Genomic DNA, 24,669 nt, shown 5'->3' on the forward strand with positions numbered 1-24,669 from the left:
TCAGTCGCCAAGGCGGGCGGCAAGGGCTTCGCGGATGGACGGGCGCGTGGCGAAGACCAGGAGGAAGGCGGCTTCACGGGTGAGGCGCTCCGGGTGGCTGCCGCGCAGGACCGAGCCGCTCCCCTGCGCGACGGTCAGGGCGGCCGCCGCTCGTGCGGCGAGCTCGGACGCGGCGGCGCGGGCCGCGGGGAGGCCGACGGGCTCCGCGGCGGCGAGCCGGGCGCGGACCGCGGCCACGCGGGCGTCCCACGGGCTCGGCCCGATCAGCGCGGCACAGCGGGCCGCGACGCCCAGGGCGAGGTAGCCGTTGGTGCGCAGGGCCGCCCGGTCGCGCTGGGCGAGGCCCTGGGACGGTTCGGCGCCGATGAGGCGGTCGGCGGGCACGCGCAGGCCGTCGAAGGCGAGGCGGACGGTACCGCTGGCGCGCGCCGCGGTCAGGTCGAGCGCCTCCGCGCGCAGGGACGCGCCGGCCCGGGCGTCGAGGTGCATCCAGCGGATGCGGTCGGCCTCGTCGCGGACGGCCACGAGGAACACGTCGACGATGCCCCATCCGGTGAACCACGGGGACGCCCCGTCGAGGACGATGCCGTCGCCGTCAGTGCGGGCGCGCAGCGGGGCGTCGGGCCAGAGCCCGCCCAGCGCGACCCCTGCCTTGACCCGTCCCGCACGCAGGTCGGCGAGCAGTTCCGGATGCGTCCCGAATCCGGCGAGCGCCTTCGCCAGCCCGGCGTGCTGCAGCCAGACGAACGCGGTGGCGAGGCAGCCCCCGGCGAGGATCTCCAGGACGTCCTGGTACACCTCGGGCGTCTCGTTCACCGAGAGGCCGTACAGCCCTCGTTCCGCGAGCGCGGCGCAATGCTCCGCGGGCAGCAGGTCCAGCCGGTCCACCCGCGCCGCGTCGGGGAACAGCAGATCCTCGGCCAGCTCCCGGGCGGCCTTGCGCGCATCGATCACCCCCCGAGCCTGCCCTCCCCGCCCTTCCCCGGCAACTCGCCCCGTCGAGCGCACCCGCTCCGCCTCCCCGACCGGCTCGGGTGGGCCGGCAGGCGCCTACTCGCGCCCACGCCCCGTGCGAACCCCCTTTCTCACACACTTGTACGGCATAAGATTTTTACAGTACTACTGTATGAAAAAGCTTACGGATGGATCTCGTGCGTGCTGCGCCGATGCAAGGCTCCGGACCGACGTGCCACCGGGTGGGACGCCGGACGGGTTCCGGGTCGCCGAACGGGAGCCGTGCGTAGGGTCGGGGCGTCCGCTTCCCCGCACCCCTTGGACGGCGCCGTGCAGGAACGCCCTCTGATCGCGATTCCAGCGCGCTTCTCCGCGAGTGCCAGCGCGTTGCGTTACGCCGGGGTGGTCGCGGCGCGGGCGGTCGCGGAGGCGGTGTGGCGGGTGGGCGGTGAGCCGTTCGTCATGCTTCCGGACGCGCCGCGGGAGGCGGCGGGGCGGCTGCGCAGGTGCGACGGACTGCTGCTGCCCGGCGGCGGCGATCTGGCGCCGTCCCGGTACGGCGCCGCCGAGACGCACGACCGCGTGTACGGGGTCGACGACGCCCAGGACGCGTTCGACCTCGCCGCCGCCGAGCACGCCCTGGCGTCCGGGCTGCCCGCCCTGGCGATCTGCCGGGGCCTGCAGGTGGTGAACGTCGCCGCGGGCGGCACGCTGCGCCAGCACCTGGAGCCCGACCACATGGCGTTCGCGCACGAGGTGGCGGCCGAGCCCGGCTCGCTGCTCGCGAAGACCGCGGCGGAAAGGGCGCTCGCGGTCTCCTGCTTCCACCACCAGGCGGTCGCGACGCTCGGTGCCGGGCTCACCGTCACCGCGCGCGCCGCCGACGGCACCGTGGAGGCCGTGGAGCGCCGCGACGCCGGGGGATGGCTCCTGGCGGTGCAATGGCATCCGGAGGACACCGCCGCGGCGGACCAGGCCCAGCAGGACCTCTTCGCCGCCTTCGTCCGCGCCGCCGCCGGCGAAGGCTGACGGTTCGGTAGGCGTCGTCAGGCGCAGCCGCGCCCTTCCTCAGCCCGGCGAGGCCGCAAGGCAGCGGGTGAAGACCGAGGTCTCCAGACGCTCGGTGACGGCGTCGTCCAAGGCGTCGGCCGGTGGGAGGCCCAGGGAAGTGAGGCGGCGGACGATCTTCGCGTACGGCTCGGCGTAGAGGGCGTCCCACAGGCCGGAGGTCGTGAGGCGCTCGATCTCGGCGGCGGTCTCGCGGTCGGGGTCCTGCCGGACGCCTCCGAGGACGGACAGGGCGTCGAGGAGGAGGCGGAAGGCAGGGTCGGGAACGGGGCCGGGGGCATCCGGGGCGGAGCTCAGGACCTGGCGGCGGGTGTGCACGGCCCCGAGGAGGAAGTCCCCGTCGGTGGCCGAAGAGGCTTCGGCGACGAACAGGACGTCCCAGGTCCCCTGCGGCACCCGGTCGGGGCCGGCGCAGGTGATCCGGGCGGCTTCGGCGGGACGGCCCGTCAAGAGATCCCGGCGGACTTCGGCGGTGGCGCGCCAGGCCTCCTCGGTCTCGCCGCCGAGCATCTCGGCGGCCTCCTCGCTGCTCGCCTGGAGCGCCTCGCGCGCGCTCTCCTCCGCGCGGCGCAGGCGGCTGGCGTCGGCGGTGATGGTCTTCTCCAGGTCGGCGAGGGCCGCCTCGGCGGCGATGAGGGTCTGCGTGGTGACGGCCACGGCGCGGGCCGTCTCGCCCGCGTTCTTCTCGGCGGCGGCGAGCGCGGCGCGGGCGGCGGCGAGGCGTTCCTCGGCGGCGATGCCGTGGGCACGGGCCTCGTCGGCGGGCTCGGCGGCGGCGCGGGCGCGCTCCGCGGCCCGGGCCGCGGCGCCGGCCAGCGTCTCCTGCTCGGTGCGCGCCGGGAGCAGTTGCTCCTCCAGGCGCGGGATCTCCTCCATGGCCTGGCGGCGCGCCTCGCGGGCCGCGCCGATCTCGCGGTCGCCGCCCTCCAGGAACGCCTCGAGCCCGGCGCGCTCGCCCTCCGCGCGCTGCCTCGCGGCGTGCAGTTCGACGGCGCGGGCCTGGGCCTGCTCGTTCTCCAGCCGCTGCGAGGCGACGGCGGCGCGCTTGTCGGCGACCTCCGAGCTGGCCTGGGTCAGGTGCAGGCGCTGCGTGATGCTCTGCCGCTTGCGGACCGCGGCGAGCGAGGACTCCGCGCTCGCCAGCCTGTAATAGGTGGCGTGGGCGAGGGCCTCGGCCTCGGTGGCGTCGGCCGAGGCTCGCTCGGCCTCCGCGGTCGCCTCGGGAAGCCGCTCGCGCGCCTCGTCCAGGCGGCGGCCGAGGTCGATCTCGGCCTGCTCGGCCCCGGCGACCTGTGCCCTGGCGGCGGCAAGGCGCTGCTCCAGGGAAAGCGCCCGCTGGTGGGCGGCGCGCGCGGCCTGGTCGGCCTGGGCGAAGGCGTCGGCGGCCTCGTCGGCGACGGCCTTGGCGGCGCTGAAGGACTCCAGGCGGGCGGCGGCTTCGGCGGCGGCCTCCTGCTCCTCCACGGTGGCGTTGTCCAGCGCGCGGGTGGCGTGGTCGGCCGCGGCGCGGGCCTGCGCCTTGTCCCCGAGCGCCGCGTCGATCGCCGCGGTGAGTCCGACGCGGCCTTCGGCGGCGGCCTTCTCGTCGGCCTCGCGGGCGGCGCGGGCGCGGCCGAGCGCGCCGGCGTCGGCGTGCATCCGGTCGAGCGCCTTGAAGCCCGCCTCCAGCGCTTCGAGCTCCCGGGCCCACGCGGGGCCCACGGGCGCTCCGTCCGGGCCGACGGCGAGGAGGTTCTCGGGCAGTGACTCGGGGGCGCCGAAGAACAGGACCCGCTCCCCCAGCCGCACCGACTCGGCGACGAGTTCGCCGAGCCGCTCCGGCCGGGTGCTCACCGCGACGTCGGCGACGCTGCGCTCGGCGGGCGCGAGGAGCGCGTCGGCCAGCGCGGCGCGGCTGCCCGGAAGGTCGCCTTCGCGCAGGACGCGCAGGACCGCGAGCCGGGCGGCCCAGTCGGCGGACGGGGCGGCCCCCGGCTCGCGCCCGCGGGCCTGGAGGAGTTGGTAGAGCGCCACGAGAGCGGCGTATCCGGAGGAGATCCGGTGCTGGGTTTCTGCCTCGGCGCGCATGTCTCAAAAATATCCCAGTGTGAGGGGGCGGCCGATCGCTTCCGCGGACCGCGGCGGCGTCTCAGGCGAACGTGAGAATTCCGTCAGCGCCTTCCCGCGACCTTATCGAGCGCCTAGGGTGTCGGGATGCCTCACGCGACGGCCCGCCCCTCCTCCGTCCGGCTCGGCTGGCTCGACATGCTGCGCGGCCTCGCGGCCCTCATCGTGGCGGTGCACCACGGTGCGAGCTATTTCGCGCCCTATCAGGCCACCTGGGTGAATTACTGGCTCAATCCCGGCAAATACGGAGTACTGCTCTTCTTCCTTATCAGCGGGTACATCATCCCGGCGTCGCTGGAGCGGCACGGCGACCTTCGCGTGTTCTGGATCGGCCGGGCCACGCGGATCTACCCGCTGTTGCTGGTGTGCCTCGCGGCGACCGCGCTGCCCGTCGCGTTCGGCGCGTGGCACCTGCACGGCGGCATCGACGACGGGGGCGCGGCCGCGGCCGTCGTCGCACATCTCACGATGCTCCAGGACCTGCTGAACGTGCCCAGCGCGCTCAATGTCCTGTGGACCCTGTCCTACGAGATGGTCTTCTACCTGCTGGTGGCCGCGCTGTTCGTCTCGGGGTGGCACCGGGCGTCAGCGGCGTCGGCCGTCGCCCTCGCGGTGGGGGCCCTCGCGCTGGGCGGTGTGCTCACCCAGAAGGCGCTGTCGGAAACGGTGGGCATCGCGCCCGTCGTGTGGGGCGCGCTCGCGGTGATGGCGGCTGCCGTCGCCGCCTCGGTCTCGGGACGGCCCGCGCTCGCCCGCGCGGGGGCCGTCCTGGGCGGGCTGCTCGGCCTCTGCCTCGTGCTGGGCAACAGCCGCGCCGGGACCTGGGAGAGCATCTCGGTCCTCGCCGTGATGTTCCTCGGCACCGCGCTGTACCGCGCCGAGCACGGCGGCCGCCGCCTGCCCGCGGTCGCCGCGACGGCCGCGGTGGCCGGATGCACCGTCGCCGCGGGGCTGCTGCACGGCTACCCGGCCCTGGACGAGGCGCGGGTGCGGGAGTTCTCCGCCTCCTGGCTCATGCCCCTGGCGGCCGCGCTGCTGAGCTTCGCGGCCGGATGGGCGGTGCGCCACCGCCGTGTCCCGACCGTGCTGTCCCGGCTCGGCGCCATCAGCTTCTCGGTGTACCTGGTGCACCCCGTTCTGTTGCTTCCGGCGCACGAGTACCTGGTTCCGGGCCCGTTCCGGCCGCTGTGGCTGCTCGCGTTCACCGCCGCCGTCCTCGCGCTGAGCTGGGCGACGCACCGGTGGATCGAGCTGCCCTTCCAGCGTTGGGGCAAGCGCCTGACGGCACGGCCCGCGGCCGAGGACGGCGCCGTCCGGGAACGCGTGTTGGCCGCGCGCTAGGACAGGATCGTCCAGCGCGCGGCCAAGGAGCCGGTCGGCTGCCCGGCGTCAGTTGCCGGAGGCGTCGGTGTCCGCCGAGGTTTCGGGCACGCTCGGGACCTCGACGTCGGCGGGCGCGTCGATGGGGTTGCCCGAGGGGTCGGTGAAGCCCTCCTCGTCGATGCCGAGGACGCCGAGGCCGTTCATCAGCCAGGTGCCGTCGCCCTGGCGCTGGAGTTCGACGAGCAGGCGCATGCCGGTGACGGTGCGGATGAACTCCTTGCTGACGATCCGGCTGTCGGCGACGACGACGGCCTTGGCGACGGGTCCCTGGAAGTCGTTGACGAACACGTCGCGGACGGTGACCTCCGACGTGGCCTCGAGCTGGGTGATCACCGGGTACTGCACCTTCAGCGCGTTGCTGATGGTGGCCCGGTAGTCGGGCACGGCCAGCGCCGTGAGCGTTTTGTCCCAGGCGTCGAGGTCCTTGACGTCGTAGCGCAGGAAGGCGGTGACGGCCTCGGCGGAGCGGGTCCGCACCTGCTGCTGTCCGGCCAGCTCGTCCGAGGCGCCGGACCACGCGCGCCACAGGAACGCCGCGGTGACGATCGAGGCGGTCAGCGCCAGCAACACCACGATCGCGGTGACCCTGCCGTCCAGGGAGACGCGCGGAAGACGGCGCTTGCGCGCGCTCTCCAACGTCTCCGCCGGTGAGGACAGGACCTCCGCTTTGCTCGCGGCGTCTTCCTTCGCCGGAGCGTCGTTCTTGGCCGGGGCGTCTTCGTCTGCCAGGGCGTCTTCCGTGCCCGGAGCGTCTTCCGTGCTCTGGCCGTCTTGGACGGTGCCGGCCGTCTTCGCCTCCGCCGCGGTCGCCTCGGCCTCCTGCGGCCCGGTCTCGGGCGCTTCGGGATCGGCGGACGCGACGGCTTCCTCGGCGTCGGTCTCGGTCTGCTGTGCGGTCTGGCTCATCGGGCCTCCTGGGGCTAGCGGCCGCCGCGCCTGCGGACGACGCGGAGGGTGCGGCGGGCGGTCACGGCGAGGATCGCCGCGGCCAGGATGATCGGGATCAGGGTCAGCCAGCGTCCGACGCCGGAGGTTCCGGACGCGGGCGCGGCCTGCGCGGTGTCGGGCGCCTCCACCTCGGTGAACGGCCCGGCCGCCTTGGCGGGCTGCCCCGTGGCGCTGTCGCCGGGAGCGGCGGTCTTGGCTTCGAGGTCGTCGGGCGCGTAGGCCTTGGTGCAGTAGTACAGGCGCGGGGCCTTGGGTCCCTTGGCGTCCTCGGTGTACTCCTTGGCGGCCGGGACGGGACCGCCGCCGGTGATCACCATGGTGACGCGGGCGTAGTCGCCGTTCGGCCCCTTCTCGATGACGTTCTTGACGAGCTTCGGGAAGCGGGTCGTCACGAGGCCCAGGGCGTGGCCGAGCTGCCGGCTCGCCGCGGGGGTGAACACCGACGGGGCGGGCGTGCCGAGCGCCGTCAGCAGGCAGCTCAGGCCGGGCCGGGACTCGTTCAGCAGCGCGTTGACCTCGCGCATGAACCCGGGGCCCTTCTCCAGGATGGTGTTGAGCGCCTCGCGCCGTTCGGAGAGCGCGCCGGTGGCGGTGGCGAGCCCGTCGAGGCCGTTGGCGAGTTCGGGGCCCCCGTCGGCGAGGATCCCGGTCAGCTCGGTGAGCTCCTTGGCGAGGCTGTCGAGCGTCTCGGCGTTGTCGGCGAGGGTGCCGGTGAGCTGGTGGGCGTCGCCGAGGAGGTCGCGGATGGTGGTGTCGCGTCCTTCGAGGCCGGTCGCCAGTTCGTGCACGAGCGTCTGGGCGTCGTCGGGGTCGACGGCGCTCAGCAGGTCGCCCGCCCCTTCGAACAGGGCCTTGTACTCGACCGCGACCTTGGTGCGGTCGAGCGGGATCACGTCGCCCTGGCGCAGGGAGCGCGCGGGCGACGACGGCGGCGGGCTGATCTCGATGTACGGCTCGCCGATCGCGGACTTGCGCAGCACCGCGGCGCCGGAGTTCGAGGGGACCTCCACGCCCTTGTCCATGTGCATCGCGACGACGACCTTGCCCTCCTCCAGCCGCACGGTGTCGACGGAGCCGACCCGCACGCCCAGGTAGGCGACCTCCAGGTCGGTGCGCAGGCCGGGCGAGGAGGCGAACTCGGCCTCGACGGTGAACGGCTGGCGCAGCGCGTCGACGGTGACGATGCTGGTGAGCGCCCAGACGACGAGGACGACGCCGAGGACCGCGAACGACACGAGGTTGATCAGGATTCTGGGCCGCATCAGTGCTCCCTCTGGCCGACGGGCGACAGCGCCCGGTCCGCGCTGGTCGTGAGGTCGACGTGGGCGCCCTCGCCCTGATTGGCGGTGACGTGGCTCGCGTCGGAGTCGAATCCGATGATCCCGGCGAGCCATACGAGCATGAGGCCCTGGCTCTTGTAGGTCAGCGACGGCGCCGCGAGCAGCCCGGTGTCGAGGCCCCTGATGAGCTGCTTGAGGGTCTCCTTGCCGCGGATCATGGCCTTCAGGATGCGGTCGAGCTTGGTCAGGAGGGTCTTCAGCCGGGCCGCGTGGCGGGTCTGGATCTTGTCGTTGAACTGCTCGCCGAGGGCGACGAGTTCGGTGACGGCGTCCTTGAGCTCCTTGCGGTCGGTCTCGATCCGGTCGGTGGCGACGATGATGCGGCCGGGCAGCTCGTCGAGGTCGCCCTTCTTGGACTCCAGGGTGTTGCCGAGCCGGGCCAGGCCGTCGATGGTGTCCTGGAGGTCCTTGCCGGCGGACGCGTAGCTGTCGCCGATGTCGGAGATGTCCTTGATGAGCTTGTTGAGTTCGGGGCCCTTGCCGTTGACCGCCGTGGCGACCGCCTCGACGATCTCGCTGAGGTTCTGGCCGCCGAGCGCGGCGAGGACCGGGCCGACCTTCTCGGAGATGCTCTCCAGGTCGGGCTGCACGGACGTCTCGGTGATGACGGTGCCCTCCTGGAGGGTCGGCCCCTGCCCGATGGCCGTGCCCGTCGGGAGCGTGATCCGCACGTAGTTCTCGCCGAGCAGGGAGGTCTTGGCGATCGAGGCGGTGACGCCCTGCGGGAGCGGCGTGCCCGACTCCAGCTCCATCGTGACGTGCGCCTTGAACCCGTCGGTCAACTCCACGCCGGTGACGGTGCCGACCCGCACGTCGGAGATCTGCACGCTGTGCCCGACGACGAGCGCCTGCACGTCGGTGAACTCCGCCTCGAACTCGAACCCGCCCTTGGGCGCGCCGAGCGTCTGCACCGAGCACGCGGTGCAGGCGACGGCCAGTGCCGCGGCGAGCAGGGGTCTTCTCACGAGCCACCCGCCTTCTTCGTCTTCGGCTTCTTGGAGTCCTCGGCCTTCTTGTCGACCGTCTTGACCTTGCAGTTGCCGAGCGGCTTGTCCAGGCAGGGAACCTGGCCCCAGCCCATCGCGGTCCACAGCGGCTGGAGCCAGGTGCGGGCGATGCCGCTCATCTGGAGGCGGACGACGAGCAGCTTGCGCTTCGGGTCGTAGGCGCGCACGACACCGTCGGTGAACTTGGCGAGCTTGGCGATCGCCTCGGCCATCGCGCCGGAGTTCGCCTTCATCGACATGATGATCTCGGAGGCGTCCGCGACGGTCTGCGGCAGCTTCTCGTGGTAGGCCTCGATGAGCACGTCGCCGTTCTCGATGACGGCTTCGAGGCCGCCGATGAAGCCGCGCAGGGTGTCGCGTTCGTCGGCGAGCAGGCCGCCCGCGTCGTTGAACGCGGTGAACAGCGCCTTCAGCTTGTCGTCGCGCTCGTTGAGGGACGCGGCGAGGTCGTTCAGGTCGGACGCGAGGCTGACCAGCCGCTTGTCCTGGGCGGCGAGGTCGCTGGTGAGGTCGCCGACGGTCTGGAGGCCGCCGTTGATCTCGTCGCCCTTGCCGCGGACGAGGTCGGCGCCGCCCTCGAACGTGTCGCGGAGCTTGCCCGGGTCGACGGAGTCGGCGAGCGCGCTGAACGCCTCGAGCGCCTCGTCGATCTCGACGGGCAGGTCGGTGCGCTCGCGCGGGATCACCGCGCCGTCCTTGATCTCCGGCGTCCCGGGCTTCCACGGCGGGTACAGCACGATGTTGCGCTCGCCGATGGTGTTGGTGGCGAGGATCGCCGCGCGGGCGTCGGCGGGGACCGGCACGTCGGAGCGGACGCTCACCTGGACGCGGACGCCTCCGGTCGCCTTGTCCACCTCGATCTTCTCGATCGTGCCCACGTCGGCGCCCATCACCTTCACGCGCGACCCCTCGTACAGCGAGGGCGTCTTGGCGAAGTCGGCGGTGAGCGTGTAGGAGCCGCCGCCTCCGACGACCGAGCAGCCGCCGGCCGACACCGTCAGGACGAGCGCGGCGCACGCGGGGAAGGCCCGTCTCATTTGCGCGCCTCCTTCATCAGGGCGTTGAACTTGGCCAGGTCGGCGGGGGACAGCTGGCCGATCTGGGTGAAGATGGTGTCGACCCAGTTGCCGGTGTTGCCGGTGTTGGTGAACGCGGTGAGGGCCGGGCCCGCCCAGGCCAGGGCGGTGTTGAGGTCCTTCATGCGGGGGTCGAGCGCGTCGGTCGTCTTGTTGAAGTCGTCGATGACGCCGATCAGGTCCTTCTGCTGGCCCGCGATCAGGGTGTCGAGCGACTTGACGGTGGCGGACCCGGAGCCGAGCAGCAGCGAGAGCTGGGTGCGCCGCTTGCGCAGCGTGGAGATGAGGGTCATCACGTTGTCGACGAGGTTCGACAGCGTGTGCTCCTTGTCCTTGATGGTGCCGATGATCTGCTCGCTGTTGTCCAGCAGCTCGCCGATCTTGACGTCGTCGCCTTGGAGTTCCTCGGCGATGTCGGTGAGGTTGCCGAGCGCGTTCGCGAGTTCGGTGCGGCTCTCCTTCGGCAGCCCGCCGATCTTGTCGAGGACCTTGCCGAACGTCTCGGCGTCCAGGCCCTTCAGCGCGGTCGTGCCCTCCTGGAGCACCTCGTTGACGGTCGTGGGGATCTGGGTGCGCTCGATCGGGATGCGCCGGTCGTCCTCGTCCCGGTCCTCCATGTAGGGCTCGGACACCGGTCCGCTGAGGCGCAGGTACCGGCCGCCGAGGATGTTGGTCATCCGGATCTCGGCGCGGGTCTCGGGGCCGAGATCCACCCCCGAGTCGACCTTCCAGGTGACCAGCACGTGCCCGGCCCGGAAGTCGGGCTCGACGCCGGTCACCTCGCCGACCCGGACGCCCGCGACGAGCACGTCGTTGCCGTCGCTCAGGTCGCCGGTGTCGGCGAAGATCCCGCTCATCTTGTACTGGCTCTTGAACAGGCCCATCGTGCCGATCGCGAACGTCGCGGCGATGACCACCGCGACGGTGGTCAGCGAGACGAGGCCGACGACGATCGGCGACCTGTCGCGGAAGGACTTCAGCGCCATCAGCTGCCCCCGATCAGGATCTTGCGGAGGAGGCCGGGATCCTGCGGATTGCCCGAGTAGTCCTTGAGGACGACCTCGTAGGGACACTGGCCGGCGACCAGGGTGAGGCAGGCGACGCCGCCCTTGGCGTACTCGCCCGCGTTGAACACCGAGAAGAGCCGCTGGAGCTTCGGCCCGGTCAGCTTCAGCACGTCCTCGACATCGCCGAGGTTGTGCTGGACGCCCGCGGCGACGACGGCGAGCCCGCCGATCACCTGGTCGAGTTCGTCGCCGTTGCCGGTGAGCAGCGCGTCGGAGGTCTGGAACGTCTCCGACAGCTCCACGAGGGCGTCGTCGAGGAGTTCCCGGTTGCGCACGAACGCGTCGGACAGCTCCACCAGGTTGTCGGTCATGTCCCGGATCTGGTCATCGCGGCGGGCGAGGACCTCGGTGATCTCGGTGTAGTCCTGGATCATGTTCTTCAGCGTCGTGCGGCGCGCGGCGATCGTGGACGAGAGCTGGTTCACGTCGGAGATCAGCTGGGTGACCTCCTCCTTGTTGCCGTCGATCGCCTCGTAGACCGCGGTGAGGATCTGGTTCAGCCGCTCGGGATCGAGGCTGCGCGCGAGCGGCGCGAGCTGGTCGACGAGTTCGCCGATGTCCACGACCGACCGCGTCTTGGTGATCTTCGTCCCGTCCTTGATCTTCTCCGGCGAGGTGCCGGGGATCAGGTAGACGACCCGCTGGCCGACCGCGCTGCGCCAGCGGATGGCGACCTCGCTGTCGGCCGGGACCCGGAACTTCTTCTGCACGCTCAGCTCGACCACGGCCTTGCCCTTGTCGACCTCGATCGAGTCGACCCGGCCCACCGGGGCGCCCGCGATCTTGACGACGTCACCGCGCATCAGGCCGGTGGCGTCGTCGAAGACCGCGACGAGCTTGTAGCCGCTGTCGAAGGAGATCCGGGCGATCTGGCTGCCGATGAGGAAGGTGAGCAGACCCGTCACCGCGAAGAACGCGGCGAGCCGCACGAAGTTCGACCTGCGCTGCCGGCGCATCTCGTTGACCGCCGTCATCACCGGGCCCCCTTCTTGGTGGTCTTGCCCGGCTTCTCCGCGCTCTTGCCCGTGGCGTCGCTCGGGCAGACGCCGATGATGATCGCGCACGGGTTGGCCGGGATGTAGACCTTGACGGCCAGCATCCGCTTGCCGCCGGGAGCCTCCGGCCAGCCCAGCGCGCGGTAGACGGGCAGGAGGTTGACGATGGTGCGCAGGCCGGGGCCGAGCCTTCCGAGCTGGGCGTCGATGACGCCGGCGGCCCGCTCGGCCGAGTGGAAGCCCTCGCGCAGGTCGCCGCCGTGCGACTTCAGGCCGTGCGCGGCGAGGCCGGAGACGCCGGCCAGCGACTCGGCGAACGAGCGGAGCCGCCCGTCGCCCTGGGAGGCGGTCTCGATGACGGCGTTGGTGCCCGCGACGATCGTCGCGATGTCGTCGCTCGCGCCGCGGATGCGGGAGAGCCGGGCCAGGTCGCCGACGAACGTCTCGGCGTTCTTGCGGTTGTCGTGCGCGACCTCGACGAGCGCCTCGACGCTCTCCAGGGTCTCGCGCAGGTCGGGGCCCTGCCCCGCGAGGCCGTTCGCGAGCGCGTCGACGATGATCGCCAGGTCCGCCGGGTCGAGGGCGGCGAGCGCCTTGTTGGCGTCGGCGAGCAGGTCGTTGAGGTCGCGCGGGTCGGACGTCTTCGCGATCGCCGTGCCGGCCTTCAGGTACGGGCCGCCCTTCTCGTGCTCGCCCGGAAGGAGGTTGATGAACTTCGGGCCGAACACCGACTCGGGTTCGAGCGACGCCGTCGCGGTGTCGGGGACGCGCACGCCGGGGTTCATCGTCATCGTGATGCGGGCCCGCCCGTTCGGCAGCAGCTCGATCTCGCTGACCCGCCCGATGTGCATGCCGCGCACCTTGACGGGCGAGGTCGTGCCGAGGCCCTGCCCTGCGGTGCCGAACTCGGCCGTGAACTCGTCGCCCTCGGCCTTGTAGGGCTTGGCGATCAGCAGGTACAGCAGCAGCGCGGTGACCAGGACGGTGACGGCGGCGATGGCCGTCCTGCGGCCCAGGGAGTGTTCGGTCATCCGGAGAGCCTCACTGTTCCGCCCTGGCCCCAGAAGACGAAGGACAGCAGCAGGTTGAGCGTGACGATCATGACGATCGACAACCGGATCGCCCGTCCCGCCGCGGTGCCCACGCCGACCGGCCCGCCCGTGGCGTTGTAGCCGTAGTAGCAGTGGATCGAGATGACGGCGAAGGAGAACACCGCCACCTTCACCGCGCTGAAGGCGAGGTCCTTCAGCGGCAGGTACAGGTGGAAGTAGTAGTCGTAGACGCCGGGGGCCAGCCCGAAGAACTCGGTGGAGACGAACCGGGTGGCGAAGAAGCTGGCGAAGAGCGCGATGAGGTACAGCGGCACCAGCGCGATGAGCGCGGCGACGACGCGGGTGCAGATGAGATAGGCGAAGGAGTTGATGCCCATCACCTCCAGCGCGTCGATCTCCTCGCTGATCCGCATCGCGCCGAGCTCCGCGGTGAACGCCGAGCCGCACTGCGCGGCGAGGGCGATCGCGGCGATGATCGGGGTGATCTCGCGGACGTTGATGAAGCTGCCGACCAGGCCCATGAAGGACTCGGCGCCGATGACCTCCAGGCCGGTGTAGACCTGCAGGCCGACCTCGGTGCCGACGAACAGCGACATCGTGAACGTCACGAACACCATGCCGCCGCCGACGACGGTGCCGCCGACGCCGATGACGATGTCGCTGACGTGGTGGGCCACGGTCTTGGCGTACTTGAACCGGAACAGGATGTCGCGGACGCAGTACAGCAGGACGCGGCCGAGGAACAGCGGCCATCCGGACAGCCCCGCGAACCGCTCGACGGCGACCGTGGAGCCGCGGACCGCGCCGAGCGCGGCCTTGCGGGGAACGTTCGTCAGCATCCAGCCTCAGACTTTCGGGGGAAAGGCGATCACGTAGATCGTGGTGATCACGTAGTTGAAGCCGAACACGAGGAGCAGCGCGACGACCGTCCCCTGGTTGACCGCCCGGCCGACCCCGACCGGGCTCTGCTCGCAGGTCATGCCCTTGTAGCAGGCGACCATCGCGGCGATGAGGCCGAACAGCCACGCCTTGAGCAGGGTGACCACGAGGTCGGAGATCTGGAGCAGGCCCAGCGCGCCGTCGAAGTAGGCGCCGGGTGTGACGCCCTGGAGCAGCACGTTGAAGAAGAACCCGCCGACCGCGCCGGACAGGATGACCAGCGACGACAGCATCGTCGAGACGAGGCTGGCCGCCCACATGCGCGGGGTGACGAGCCGGTGGATGGGGTTGACGGCCATCACCTCCATGGCCGACAGCTCGTCGCGGATGCGGCGGGCCCCCATGTCGGAGGTCATGGCCGAGCCGCCGGCGCCCGCGATGATGAGCGCGGCGGCGATCGGGGCGACCTCGCGGACGAGGCCGACGACGACCGCGCCTCCGGTCGCCGACTGGGCGCCGAGCTGGCCGGCCAGGTCGCCGACCTGGAGCGCGACGGTGGCGCCCAGCGGCAGCGCGATGAGGATGACCGGGAGGGTCGTCACGCGCGCCAGGAACCAGCATTGCTCGACGAATTCCCAGAACCAGTTGCGAACGTCCCAGGTTCGCCTGAGGCCTTCGAGCGCGATGGTGAACAGCTCGCCTATCTGGGTGAGCACGCCGCGCATTCGTGCGGTGACCATCACGGGCACACTCGCCATGGGCCACCCCTCGGGAGTAATGATCCGTTTACTGACCAAGCGCTTGGTACCGTAACGCGCGTCACACTCGAGCCACAAGACCTTTCATCCAATAGATGAAGGAAGGCGGAGGATTCAGGGCATCAGGACTACCACTTGTCTCGTCGGCCTGCACCGGTCCGCGCCCCACGAGGCCGACCCCGGCCACACCGCCCCGTCCCCTCTACGCTGGGGGTGAGAGCGAACGCGCACGTCGCACCGCGTCCGGCACGCGCCGGACCGCGCGGCGGGCGGGAGGAGAGGCGGACGTGGGACGGGTGACCGAGCGGCGGCGGATAGACCGCTGGACGGGACAGGGCAGCACCGAGCGGGTCGACATGCTCGCGGTGGAAGAGCCCCTGGAGATCCGGATAGCGGGCCGCCCCCTGACGGTCACCATGCGCACCCCCGGCGCCGACTTCGACCTCGTGGCCGGATTCCTGCACGCCGAGGGCGTCATCTCCGAACCGACGCAGCTGAAGGCGATGAAATCCTGCGGCGACGACGAGTTCAACATCGTCGACGTCGCGCTCGACCGCCCCTACGAGGGACCGGTGCGCGCCTTCACCACGACGTCCGCGTGCGGGGTGTGCGGCACGAACACGATCGGCGACCTCGCCCGGCGCGCGCCCTTCGACGTCGCGGCCGACCCCGTCAAGATCTCGCCGGAGGTGCTGACGTCGCTTCCCGGCGTGCTGCGCGAGGCGCAGAAGGTGTTCTCCAGCACCGGGGGCCTGCACGCGGCGGGCCTGTTCACCGCCGAAGGCGAACTGCGCTGCCTGCGCGAGGACGTCGGCCGCCACAACGCCGTCGACAAGATCGTCGGCCACGCCCTCAAAGAGGGCCTTCTCCCCCTGCGCGAGCACATCCTCCTGGTGAGCGGCCGGGCCTCCTTCGAACTCACCCAGAAGGCCTGGATGGCCGGCATCCCCGTCCTCGCCGCGGTCTCGGCCCCGTCCTCCCTGGCCGTCTCCCTCGCCGAGGAAGCGGGCCTGACCCTGGCGGGCTTCCTCCGCCCTCCCACCTTCAACGTCTACACCCGCCCCGACCGCCTGAAGGGGTGAGCGCTCAGTCCCTCGCGCACTCCGCGACGAGGGCCTGGAAGAGGCTCAGGTCCTCGCCCTCCTCGGGATGCCATTGGACCGCCACGGCGAAGGGGTGGTCGGGGAGCTCCACGGCCTCGATGACGTCGTCGGCGGCCCAGGCGACCGGGACGAGGCCCGCGCCCAGGCGGTCGATGGCCTGGTGATGGTAGGTGGGGACGTCGACGAGCTCGCCCATCGCCTTGCCCGTGCGGCTCCGCGGGTCGATGCGGACGCGGTGGCGGGAGAACCTTCCCACGACCGGGGCGTGACCTTCATGGCCCACCTTGTCCGGCAGATGCTGGATCAGGGTGCCGCCGCGCACGACGTTCAGGAGCTGCATGCCCCGGCAGACGGCCAGGAACGGGGTGCCCGCCTCGACCGCCGCGCGCAGGAGCGCCGACTCGTATCTGTCGCGCGCCTGGTTCGGCTCGCCCGTCCGCTGGTGCGGGCGCGCGCCGTACCGGGACGGGTCGACGTCCGGACCGCCCGCGACGACCACGGCGTCGAGCCGGGCGAGGAGGCCGGGGACCGCGTCGAGTTCGGCGAGCGGCGGCAGCATCACCGGGACGCCCCCGGCGCGCTCGACCGAGCGCGGATACGCCACCGCGAGCAGGGCCGCCTCACGGACCCACACACCCCAGCGGGCGGCTTCCTGGTAGGTCGTGACCCCGATCAGCGGACGAGTCATAGCGCCTCCCTTGTCCCTGGGGCAGCTTGCCGCAACTCGCTGCGGGTGCACAGCCCCCGGGACGCTTCTCACACTGCCCGGCCCCCGTTGGACCGGGACGATTCCACGGTAGAAGAATGCTCTTCCGGAGTAGAAGAAATATCCCGCCGTGCGGATACCGCGAGGAATGCGAAGCACGGCATACCCCATCCGAAAAGGCCGGTTCTTTCCGATAAGGCAGGGATACCGGTGGGCATTTACTCCCCACCCATGATCACCCCCTGAGCACGCCCCATCACCCATCGTAGATAGTGGGGCGTCTTATCGGGAAACGGTTGAGCTTCACCACCCCTGGTGTAACACTCCGAGCAAGGCCTTCGGCACCGTGCGTGCCGACATCCGCGACCAAGGGGGGACGCGGATGGCGTCCGGCACTGAGGGCCAGCTCCGCCGCCATCGTCGATTTTCTTACACTTTGCCAGTTTTGACAGTTTTGCCAAGGGGGGCGAGATTGCCAGATGTCATTGAATCCCCGGCTCGTCAAAGAGAGCTTCGCACTCCTGGAACCGGACTCACCGCGGGCCGCCGCCTATTTCTACGGACGGCTGTTCGCCGAGCACCCCGAGCTGCGGGCGCTCTTCCCGCCCGCGATGGACGCCCAGCGCGGCCGGCTCTTCCACGCCCTCACCCAGATCGTGTGGAGCCTCGACAGCCCAGACGCGCTCAGCACCTACCTCAGCGGGCTCGGTCGTGACCACCGCAAGTTCGGCGTGTCGGAGGCGCACTACGCCGCCGTCGGCGCCGCCCTGCTCGCCACGCTCCGCAAGTTCCTCGGCGACCGCTGGTCGGCCGAGGTCGAGGAGAGCTGGGCCACCGCCTACGGAATCGCCTCCGAGATCATGCACGGTGCGGCGGTGGCCGACGCGCTGATCTCGCCGCCCTGGTGGATAGGAGAGGTCGTCGGACACGAGCGGCGAGGCACCGACCTCGCCATCGTCACCGTGCGTCCGGGCCAGCCCCTGCCCTACGAGGCGGGCCAGCACGTCACCCTCCAGGTGTCGCGGTGGCCGCGGATGTGGCGGCAGTACTCCATCGCCAACGCGCCGCGCGCCGACGGCAGGGTCAGCTTCCACGTCCGCGCGGTCTCCGGCGGCTGGGTCAGCAGCGCGCTGGTCCGCGACACCGAGGTCGGCCATTCGGTCCTGCTCGGCCCGGCCATGGGCGGCATGACCCTCGCCCGCGACAACGACCGTGACCTCCTGTGCGTCGCGGGAGGCACCGGCCTGGCCCCGCTCAAGGCCATGGTCGAACAGGTCGCCGCCGACGGAGGCCGACGCCGTGTGCACCTCGTCGTCGGCGCCCGCCGCGGAGACGACCTGTACGACTTGCCGGACCTCCTCCGGCTGGCCTCCGAGCAGCCGTGGCTGCGGGTCGTCCCGGTCGTCGACGACGACCCGTCCTGGGACGGGCTGCGCGGGCGCGTGGCGGACGTCCTCGGCGAGATCGGCGACTTCGGCGAACGCGAGGCCTATGTCTCCGGGCCGCCGGAGATGGTCGCCGAGACCGTCGGACGGCTCAGCGCGCTCGGGCTCCCGAGCGAGCGCGTGCACCACGACGCGCTGCACATGGAGGGCAGGGTGTTCTGCCCCCACCTGTCGGGCTACATCGGCGCGGGACCGCTGCTCACACCGCCTTGACGGGGGCGGCGGTCCACCGCACCGGGTCGACGCCCGCCGACCGCACGACGCGGCCCGCCCCCTCCAGCACGATGAGGTGCGCGAGCGTCTCCAGCATGGCCGTGCGCCGCATGAACGGCTGGATCTCGGTCCACGGCCGCGACCAGGTGAGCTCCTGGGCGAGCTCCCACGTCGTCGGCGCCTCACCCGCGCCCGCGAGCGCCGCTGTGATCTCGTCGAGGCGCTCGCCGTGGTGGGCGAGCAGCGCGGCCACCCGGTCGTCCAGCCCGGCGAACCGGTACTCGTGGGCGGGCAGCACCTCGGCGACGGGCAGGGCCCGCACCTTCTCCAGGGAGGCGAAGAACGCGCTCAGCGGGTCGGCGTGCGCGCGCGGGAACAGCCCGATGGCGGGGGTGATCCGCGGCAGGACATGGTCGCCGGACATCAGCAGCCCGTTGCGCACGTCATGGAAGCAGACATGGCCCGGGGAGTGGCCGGGCGTCCAGACCGTGCGCAGGTCCCAGCCTTCGACGGGCGGGGCCGTGCCGTCCTCCAGCATCAGGTCGGGCATGGCGTGCCCCGCCATCGCGAGCATCCGCGTCGAGGCGTCCGCGAGAGTGCCCGCGATGTCGTCGGGCACCCCGTGCTCGGCCATCTGCCGCACCATCGCCCGCGCGATGCCGCCCGGATCCAGGTGCCGCTCCTCGATCAGCCGGGCGTCCTCGGGATGCAGGCCCACCCACGCCCCCGAGGCCTCCCGGACGCGCGCGGCGAGCCCCCAGTGGTCATGGTGCATGTGCGTGACCAGGACGCCCTTGACGTCCTCCATGGCGTAGCCCGCGGTCTTGATCCCGGCGTTGAGCGCGTCCCAGGCCTCGGGCGTGTCCCATCCCGCGTCGATGAGGGTGACTCCGGAAGGCCCCTCAAGCACGTAGACCAGGACGTACCGCAGGGGGTTGTCGGGCAGTGGCACCGGAACCGACCACAGGCCCGGCCGCACGAGCTCCACGGGGGGCAGCACCTTGTCGAGCCAGGCCTGCTTCTGCACCACGCCGGTGACTTCCAACAGAGCCTCCTTCTAGAATCAAGTTCTAAGGCTCCAGTGGTATCACGCCGGGTCCTCGGGGGTTTCAGGCGAGGTCGGCTCGGCCCGCGTGGACAGGATCTCGCGGGCCTGCTCCGCCGCGCGCAGCATGCTCTCGCCGACGTAGTCCAGGAAGCGCGCGACGTTCTCCATGCGGATCCCCGCCGGAGTGGTCGGACCGAGGACTCCCGCGCCCTGCCGCGCCGTCTCCACGAGATGCGCGTTGGCCTTCGCACTGGCCATCATCGACTGGTACCAGAGGTCGTCGTCGACGACGTAGCGCTCGCGCCGGCGCTCGTCCCGCTCCCTGCGGACAAGGCCCTGCTCGTCAAGGAACGCGACGGCCTTGGACACCGACGCGGGGCTCACCTGGAGGCGCTGGGCCAGCTCCGACGCGGTGAGGGCGCCCTCGTCCGTGACGCAGATGCAGGTCAGCACGCGCGCCATCATCTGCGGCATGCCCGAGGCCATCATGACCGTCGTGAACGTCTCCTCGTACTCGCGCAGCGCCTCCGGGTCGCGCCCGTAAGGCAGCGAGACGGCTCCGGCCCCCCGTGGCGCGGCCTTGGTCCGCCGCTGGGTACGGCGCTCCGTGGCGCGATGCGCGAGATCGGCGCGGTAGGCGGCGGGACCGCCGTTGCGCATCACCTCGCGCGTGACGGTCGAGGTGGGCCGATCGAGCCGTCTGGCGATCTCCGCGTAGGGCAGGCCGTCGGCCAGGCCCGTGGCGATCTGCTGACGTTCCTGCTGGCTGAGCCTGCCTCCCGGCATGGGGACCTCCTCGCTGCGCCACCGATGCGTGCAGCATAGCGTTCAGCTTCAATCCATTGCAACGCACAGAGATTCTTTGTTGCATTAGCCTACACGCCCATTGCACCGAAGTTCGCACCCCGGCCTGTGGTTACTCGGTTAATATGCAACTTCGACGTTGCCACACCAGCGAACGCAACGTAGCTTTTGCAATGTCGGAAACGCCACGGGCCGAACCTCATCCCGGCCGATGGCGGGGCAGGTGCGGGTCGCCGGATTCGACTGGCCCGCCAGGCCGACGACGTGCGCGGAGCCATCGGCGTCACCGGCCAGTACTCCGCCGTCGACAAACTCCTCACCGGCGAGGAGAACCTCCAGCTCATGGCCGACCTGCACCACCTGTCCCGCAAGGACGGAAAGCGCAAGACCGCCGACCTGCTGGAGCAGTTCGACCTCGTCGAAGCAGCCCGCAAACCCGCATCCACCCTCACCGCCGGCATCCCCGACACGGACACTGGGCAGACGGGTACCGGCCAGAGGTGCGGACCACATGGCGACCATCAAGGACGTCGCGGCCTGCATCCTCCGCAAGCTCGGACCGATGACCGCGAGGAAGCTCCTCCGTCCCAGCCCCACGGGCGAAGGAAGTACCGCGGCCCAGCGTGCTTCGCGATGCATGCAGCCGAAGCCCGGACGGGCTGAGGCGGGGCGTTCCGGACGGCTCAGGGTGGGTGGGCGGGCCCGGTGGGGCCCGCCTGGAAAGCCGGGGTCAGACCTTGCGCCAGCGGGGGGTCCAGGCGCCGCCCTCGACTTCGTAGTCGCCGAACAGGGCGGGGGCCTCGGCCTTGAGGACTTCGCCGATCTTGTTGAAGAGGAGGCGGATCTCCTCTTCGGCGCCTTCGGCGGTGCGGGCCTCCAGGGTGTGGCGCAGGGTGCGGACGTTCGCGGTCCACACCAGGCCCGTGGCGACGCCCTCGGGGGCGAAGCGGCGCATGAACGAGGTGCGGTGCTTCTTCTCCTTGAAGGGCACGCCCTCGGCGTCCAGGTCGAAGTGCTCGGCCATCCAGCCCTGGAACTGCTCCATCTGCTCCAGCAGCGCCGTCGCCTTCTCCATCAGCTCCGCGTCCTCCTGAGCCCACTCGGGGAACCAGAACGGCAGCTCATCGAGCCGGACGAAACGGAGCGACTCCTGCGAGATCGCCACACCGGGCCGATGCCGAATCAGCTCATGGGTAAGTACGCGACTTACGTTATGTAGGGCAAAACTGAACGAAACGTGCTCCAGGACGGAGCCGTGGAGGCTCGCGAGGATGTTCTGGAGGTACTCGGTCTGGTCGGTGCGGACCCGGGTGACGTTCGGGTTCAGGCCGGGCTCCCAGGAGCGGTAGCACAGGCGGCCGGCGAACTCGGCGAGGTTCTGCGGGTCGTTCAGGTGGGAGTCGAGGTCGCCGCGGTCGAGGCGCTCCAGCCAGGCCTCGCCGCCGACTTCCTTGAGGTAGCGGGCCACCTCGGTGTAGTCCAGCTGCGGCTTGGCGAGGAGGAAGACCTCCGGCTCGACGCTCTTCACTGAGTCCCTCTCCTTGCGACGGGGTCGCTCTGTCCCGTCTGACGAGCGCCCTGGAGGCAGCACAGGGCGCCCGTCAGCCTATCCCGTCCTGTGAGTCGGTGATGAATACTCGCAGGTCAGGGCCTTTTCCTGCCGTTTCGAGCGAGTCAGGCCTGCTTGGCGAGTCGTAGGACGTTGCGCACGATCATGTGGCCGTTGCCGCCGGAGGCGGTCAGGATCGACTCCGGGTGGAACTGGACGGCCCAGCGGTGGCGGACGGGGTCCTCGATGGACATGACGACGCCGTCCGCGGTGGCCGAGGTGATCGTGAAGCCGCTGTCGCCGAGGAGGGCGGGCGTGGTGTGCAGCGAGTGGTAGCGGGCCGCGGTGAACTCCTCGGGCAGCCCCGCGAGGACGGCGCTGTCGGGGAAGCCGGCGGTCTTGACGTGGCCGGGCTTGCCGTGCTGCGGGTAGTCCAGGACGGCGAGTTCTCCTCCCGCGTACTCGACCATGGCCTGGAGGCCGAGACAGACGCCGAAGGACGGCAGGTTCCGGGCGTCGAGTGCCTTGAGGAGGCCCGCGGTGTCGAAGTCCGCGGGGCGGCCCGGGCCGGGTGACAGGACGACGAGGTCGGGCGCGATCTCGTCGAGGAGCCGCTCGGGAAAGCCGAACCGCAGGGTGGTGACGTCGGCGCCCTCCTGCCGGAAGTAGTCGGCGAGGGTGTTGACGAAGGAGTCCTGGTGGTCGACGACCAGGACCTTCAGCCCGGTTCCCGGCATCTCCGGCGCGGCCTGCACGGCGGGCGCGGCCTGCTCCGTCTGGGACGAGGACAGGGCCTCCAGTAGCGCGCGGGCCTTGAGGAGGGTCTCGCGCTCCTCGGCGTCGGGGTCGGAGTCGTACAGGAGGGTCGCTCCGGCGCGGACCGCGGCGACGCCGTCGCGGATCTGGGCGGTGCGCAGGGTGAGCCCGGTGTTCATGGACCCGTCGAAGCCGATGAAGCCGACGGCCCCGCCGTACCAGCGGCGCGGGGTCTCCTCGTGGTCCTCGATGAACTGCATGGCCCACGTCTTGGGCGCGCCGGTGACGGTGACGGCCCACATGTGGGTGAGGAACGCGTCGAGGGCGTCGAATCCGGGGCGGAGCCGCCCTTCGATGTGGTCGACGGTGTGGATGAGCCTGGAGTACATCTCGATCTGCCGCCGGCCGATGACCTTGACGCTGCCGGGCACGCACACCCGGGACTTGTCGTTGCGGTCGACGTCGGTGCACATGGTCAGCTCGGACTCCTCCTTGAGGGAGGACAGGAGCGTCTTGATGTTCTCGGCGTCCTCCAGCGGGTCGGCGCCGCGCTGGATGGTGCCGGAGATCGGGCAGGTCTCCACCCTGTCGCCGTTGACGCGGACGAACATCTCCGGGGACGCGCCGACGAGGTACTCGCCGTCGCCGAGGTTGAAGAAGAACTCGTACGGGGCGGGGTTGACCTCGCGCAGCCGGTCGAAGAACCGGGCGGGCGACGGGCAGGGCCCGTGCATGACGTGGCCGGGCACGACCTCGAACAGGTCGCCGCGGATGAACTTCTCCTTGGCGTTCCGCACGACTTCGGCGTACAGGCCGGGGACGGGCGGCGGCGGCACCTCGGCGGGGACGGGCACCGGGGTGGGTTCGGTGCTGCGCGGGAGCCCCTCGGTAGAGCCCGCCTGCGTGGTGAAGTCGTAGGAGTAGCGGGTGTAGGACTCGCGCTTGCGGTCGATGACGAGGATGTCGTCGGCGAGGTGCAGGACGAGGTCGCGCTGCTCGGGCGCCCGGTCGATGACCATGCGGATCGGCTCGAACTGGAAGGACAGGTCGTAGCCGAAGGCGCCGTAGAGGCCGAGGTGGGAGTCGGCGTCGGCGTCGTCCGCGGGCTTGAAGAGGTCGACGACGGCGCGCAGGGCGGTGAAGACCGTGGGCTGGCGGCTGCGCTCCTCCTCGGTGAACACCTCCTGGCTCTGCGGCACGAAGATCTCCAGGAGTCCCGCCTCGTCGGCGGCGACCTCGCCGGTGGCGCGGACGGCGTCGGCGACGAGCGGCAGCAGCACCTCGCCGCGCGCGTTGAGGGCCCGGACGGTGAGGTTGCGGCCGCGGGCGACGAGTTCGAGCGCGGGGTCGACGTAGCCCATGGCCCAGCGGCTGTAGCGGCCGGGGTACTCCATGCCGGAGCTGAGCACGCCGCCGCGGCGCTGCTCCACGGCGGTGACGAGCTGGGCGAGGAGGTGCGCCTCGCTTTCGGCGGCGACGGGCACGCCGGTCCTGATCACGCCGATGCCGCCGCGGGTCTTGTACCGCGCGACGGTGTTGCCTTCGCCCCGGCGTTCCGTGCTCTTGCTGTCCACCCTGGTCTCCTTTTGGTCCGACGACTCGGGGCGGAGACAGGAAGCGACCGCCCAGAGGGGCGGTCGCTGTGGTCAGAACACGCTGAACCGGCGCCGCCTCAGCAGCGCCACCACCACTGGGTGTTCGGTCCGGTTCGCATGATGAGGGCAAGCGTACCGGAGCGGCGGCGGCGAACTCAAAGTGAACGCCGTGTCCAACAGGGGTTCTGTCGCGCCCGGATTACTGGGAACATAGCGGAAAGCGGTCGCTTACCCACGGGAAGGACACGGCCTTGGACAGGATCAACACCGAGTTCGAGCTGCGCGGGGTCAACCACCTGGCACTCGTGTGCAGCGACATGAAACGGACGGTCGACTTCTACCAGGGCGTGCTCGGCATGCCGCTGATCAAGACGATCGAGCTGCCGAACGGCTGGGGCCAGCACTTCTTCTTCGACGTCGGCGGCGGCAACGCCCTGGCGTTCTTCTGGTTCCGCGACGCCCCCGACGCCGTCCCCGGCATCACCAACCCGATCACCGTGCCCGACCGGGGCGAACTGCTGTCGGCGGTCGCCTCGATGAACCACGTCGCCTTCGACGTCGCGCCGGAGAAGATCGAGGAGTACCGCGACAAGCTCGTCGCCAAGGGCGTCGACGTGGGCCTCATCCTCAACCACGACGACAGCGAGTTCGGCGTCGCCGGCTCCTGGACCGAGGACGTGTTCGTCAGGTCCCTGTACTTCAAGGACCCCGACGGCATCCTCGTCGAGTTCGCGGGCTGGACCCGCGCACTGGACAAGCCCAGCGACGTCCGGCACGAGCCGAAGACCGCCGAAGACCGCACCGTCTGACCTCCCCA

The 24,669-nt window shown here is 71.1% G+C and carries 22 protein-coding genes; 6 read left to right on the forward strand and 16 right to left on the reverse strand.

All coding sequences use genetic code 11. The features are described 5' to 3' along the window. A complete protein-coding gene (locus ACYVOM_RS20205; protein WP_460304974.1) occupies positions 1-954 on the reverse strand; it encodes a hypothetical protein in 954 nt (317 codons plus the stop codon). Between the two features lie 330 nt (positions 955-1,284). On the opposite strand from ACYVOM_RS20205, the gene ACYVOM_RS20210 reads away from it, so the two are divergent. Further along, complete coding sequence (locus ACYVOM_RS20210) at positions 1,285-1,983, forward strand: gamma-glutamyl-gamma-aminobutyrate hydrolase family protein (RefSeq protein ID WP_460304975.1); 699 nt, start codon at positions 1,285-1,287, stop codon at positions 1,981-1,983. A gap of 39 nt (positions 1,984-2,022) precedes the next feature. Here the strand turns inward: ACYVOM_RS20210 and ACYVOM_RS20215 are convergent, their stop codons facing one another. Continuing rightward, positions 2,023-4,089 (reverse strand): hypothetical protein, encoded by a 2,067-nt coding sequence (locus tag ACYVOM_RS20215; protein ID WP_460304976.1) that lies wholly within the window; start codon positions 4,087-4,089, stop codon positions 2,023-2,025. 126 nt (positions 4,090-4,215) lie between these two features. Between ACYVOM_RS20215 and ACYVOM_RS20220 the strand changes: the two genes are divergently transcribed. After that, a complete protein-coding gene (locus ACYVOM_RS20220; protein WP_460304977.1) occupies positions 4,216-5,469 on the forward strand; it encodes an acyltransferase family protein in 1,254 nt (417 codons plus the stop codon). Between the two features lie 48 nt (positions 5,470-5,517). Here ACYVOM_RS20220 and ACYVOM_RS20225 read toward each other — a convergent pair whose 3' ends face one another. Genes ACYVOM_RS20225 through ACYVOM_RS20265 form a run of 9 tightly spaced genes read right to left on the reverse strand, consistent with a single transcriptional unit; the run spans position 5,518 to position 14,633 of the window. Continuing rightward, complete coding sequence (locus ACYVOM_RS20225; protein WP_460304978.1) at positions 5,518-6,417, reverse strand: hypothetical protein; 900 nt, start codon at positions 6,415-6,417, stop codon at positions 5,518-5,520. 14 nt (positions 6,418-6,431) lie between these two features. Beyond that, positions 6,432-7,721, reverse strand: a complete 1,290-nt coding sequence (locus ACYVOM_RS20230) for an MCE family protein (RefSeq protein WP_460304979.1) — start codon at positions 7,719-7,721, stop codon at positions 6,432-6,434. Then, positions 7,721-8,764, reverse strand: coding sequence for an MCE family protein (locus tag ACYVOM_RS20235; RefSeq protein ID WP_460304980.1), 1,044 nt, complete (start codon positions 8,762-8,764; stop codon positions 7,721-7,723). Before ACYVOM_RS20235 ends, ACYVOM_RS20230 begins: the two co-directional genes overlap by 1 nt. Continuing rightward, on the reverse strand, positions 8,761-9,843 hold the full coding sequence (locus ACYVOM_RS20240; protein WP_460304981.1) for an MCE family protein: 1,083 nt from the start codon (positions 9,841-9,843) through the stop codon (positions 8,761-8,763). The genes ACYVOM_RS20235 and ACYVOM_RS20240 overlap by 4 nt, the downstream gene beginning before the upstream one ends. Then, a complete protein-coding gene (locus ACYVOM_RS20245; protein ID WP_460304982.1) occupies positions 9,840-10,868 on the reverse strand; it encodes an MCE family protein in 1,029 nt (342 codons plus the stop codon). The genes ACYVOM_RS20240 and ACYVOM_RS20245 overlap by 4 nt, the downstream gene beginning before the upstream one ends. Next, on the reverse strand, positions 10,868-11,923 hold the full coding sequence (locus tag ACYVOM_RS20250; RefSeq protein ID WP_460304983.1) for an MCE family protein: 1,056 nt from the start codon (positions 11,921-11,923) through the stop codon (positions 10,868-10,870). The genes ACYVOM_RS20245 and ACYVOM_RS20250 overlap by 1 nt, the downstream gene beginning before the upstream one ends. Beyond that, a complete protein-coding gene (locus ACYVOM_RS20255; protein ID WP_460304984.1) occupies positions 11,923-12,975 on the reverse strand; it encodes an MlaD family protein in 1,053 nt (350 codons plus the stop codon). The genes ACYVOM_RS20250 and ACYVOM_RS20255 overlap by 1 nt, the downstream gene beginning before the upstream one ends. Beyond that, on the reverse strand, positions 12,972-13,835 hold the full coding sequence (locus ACYVOM_RS20260; RefSeq protein ID WP_460304985.1) for an ABC transporter permease: 864 nt from the start codon (positions 13,833-13,835) through the stop codon (positions 12,972-12,974). Before ACYVOM_RS20260 ends, ACYVOM_RS20255 begins: the two co-directional genes overlap by 4 nt. Positions 13,836-13,841: 6 nt before the next feature. Further along, complete coding sequence (locus tag ACYVOM_RS20265; protein ID WP_460304986.1) at positions 13,842-14,633, reverse strand: MlaE family ABC transporter permease; 792 nt, start codon at positions 14,631-14,633, stop codon at positions 13,842-13,844. Positions 14,634-14,920: 287 nt separating this feature from the next. Between ACYVOM_RS20265 and fdhD the strand changes: the two genes are divergently transcribed. Further along, positions 14,921-15,715 (forward strand): formate dehydrogenase accessory sulfurtransferase FdhD, encoded by a 795-nt coding sequence (fdhD, locus tag ACYVOM_RS20270; RefSeq protein ID WP_460304987.1) that lies wholly within the window; start codon positions 14,921-14,923, stop codon positions 15,713-15,715. Between the two features lie 4 nt (positions 15,716-15,719). On the opposite strand, the gene ACYVOM_RS20275 is transcribed toward fdhD, so the two are convergent. After that, positions 15,720-16,424, reverse strand: coding sequence for a gamma-glutamyl-gamma-aminobutyrate hydrolase family protein (locus tag ACYVOM_RS20275; RefSeq protein ID WP_460304988.1), 705 nt, complete (start codon positions 16,422-16,424; stop codon positions 15,720-15,722). Between the two features lie 497 nt (positions 16,425-16,921). On the opposite strand from ACYVOM_RS20275, the gene ACYVOM_RS20280 reads away from it, so the two are divergent. Further along, the gene (locus ACYVOM_RS20280; RefSeq protein WP_460304989.1) at positions 16,922-18,100 is read left to right on the forward strand and encodes a globin domain-containing protein; all 1,179 of its coding nucleotides are present in this window, start codon (positions 16,922-16,924) and stop codon (positions 18,098-18,100) included. Here ACYVOM_RS20280 and ACYVOM_RS20285 read toward each other — a convergent pair. Together ACYVOM_RS20285 and ACYVOM_RS20290 are read right to left on the reverse strand one after the other, a co-directional pair. Beyond that, complete coding sequence (locus ACYVOM_RS20285; protein ID WP_460304990.1) at positions 18,087-19,145, reverse strand: MBL fold metallo-hydrolase; 1,059 nt, start codon at positions 19,143-19,145, stop codon at positions 18,087-18,089. The genes ACYVOM_RS20280 and ACYVOM_RS20285 overlap by 14 nt on opposite strands. Before the next feature lie 42 nt (positions 19,146-19,187). Beyond that, positions 19,188-19,934 (reverse strand): helix-turn-helix domain-containing protein, encoded by a 747-nt coding sequence (locus tag ACYVOM_RS20290; protein ID WP_460304991.1) that lies wholly within the window; start codon positions 19,932-19,934, stop codon positions 19,188-19,190. A gap of 282 nt (positions 19,935-20,216) precedes the next feature. Between ACYVOM_RS20290 and ACYVOM_RS20295 the strand changes: the two genes are divergently transcribed. Next, the gene (locus ACYVOM_RS20295; RefSeq protein WP_460304992.1) at positions 20,217-20,615 is read left to right on the forward strand and encodes a hypothetical protein; all 399 of its coding nucleotides are present in this window, start codon (positions 20,217-20,219) and stop codon (positions 20,613-20,615) included. 67 nt (positions 20,616-20,682) lie between these two features. Here ACYVOM_RS20295 and thyX read toward each other — a convergent pair whose 3' ends face one another. Beyond that, positions 20,683-21,480 carry an FAD-dependent thymidylate synthase gene (gene thyX, locus ACYVOM_RS20300; RefSeq protein WP_460304993.1) on the reverse strand — a complete coding sequence of 266 codons (798 nt, stop codon included), beginning with the start codon at positions 21,478-21,480 and terminating at the stop codon, positions 20,683-20,685. Between the two features lie 146 nt (positions 21,481-21,626). Beyond that, the gene (locus ACYVOM_RS20305; protein WP_460304994.1) at positions 21,627-23,831 is read right to left on the reverse strand and encodes an anthranilate synthase component I; all 2,205 of its coding nucleotides are present in this window, start codon (positions 23,829-23,831) and stop codon (positions 21,627-21,629) included. 272 nt (positions 23,832-24,103) lie between these two features. Here ACYVOM_RS20305 and ACYVOM_RS20310 point away from each other — a divergent pair, with 272 nt between their 5' ends. After that, positions 24,104-24,661, forward strand: coding sequence for a VOC family protein (locus tag ACYVOM_RS20310; RefSeq protein ID WP_460304995.1), 558 nt, complete (start codon positions 24,104-24,106; stop codon positions 24,659-24,661). Positions 24,662-24,669 lie beyond the last annotated feature (8 nt).

This window comes from Actinocorallia aurea (assembly GCF_054783995.1).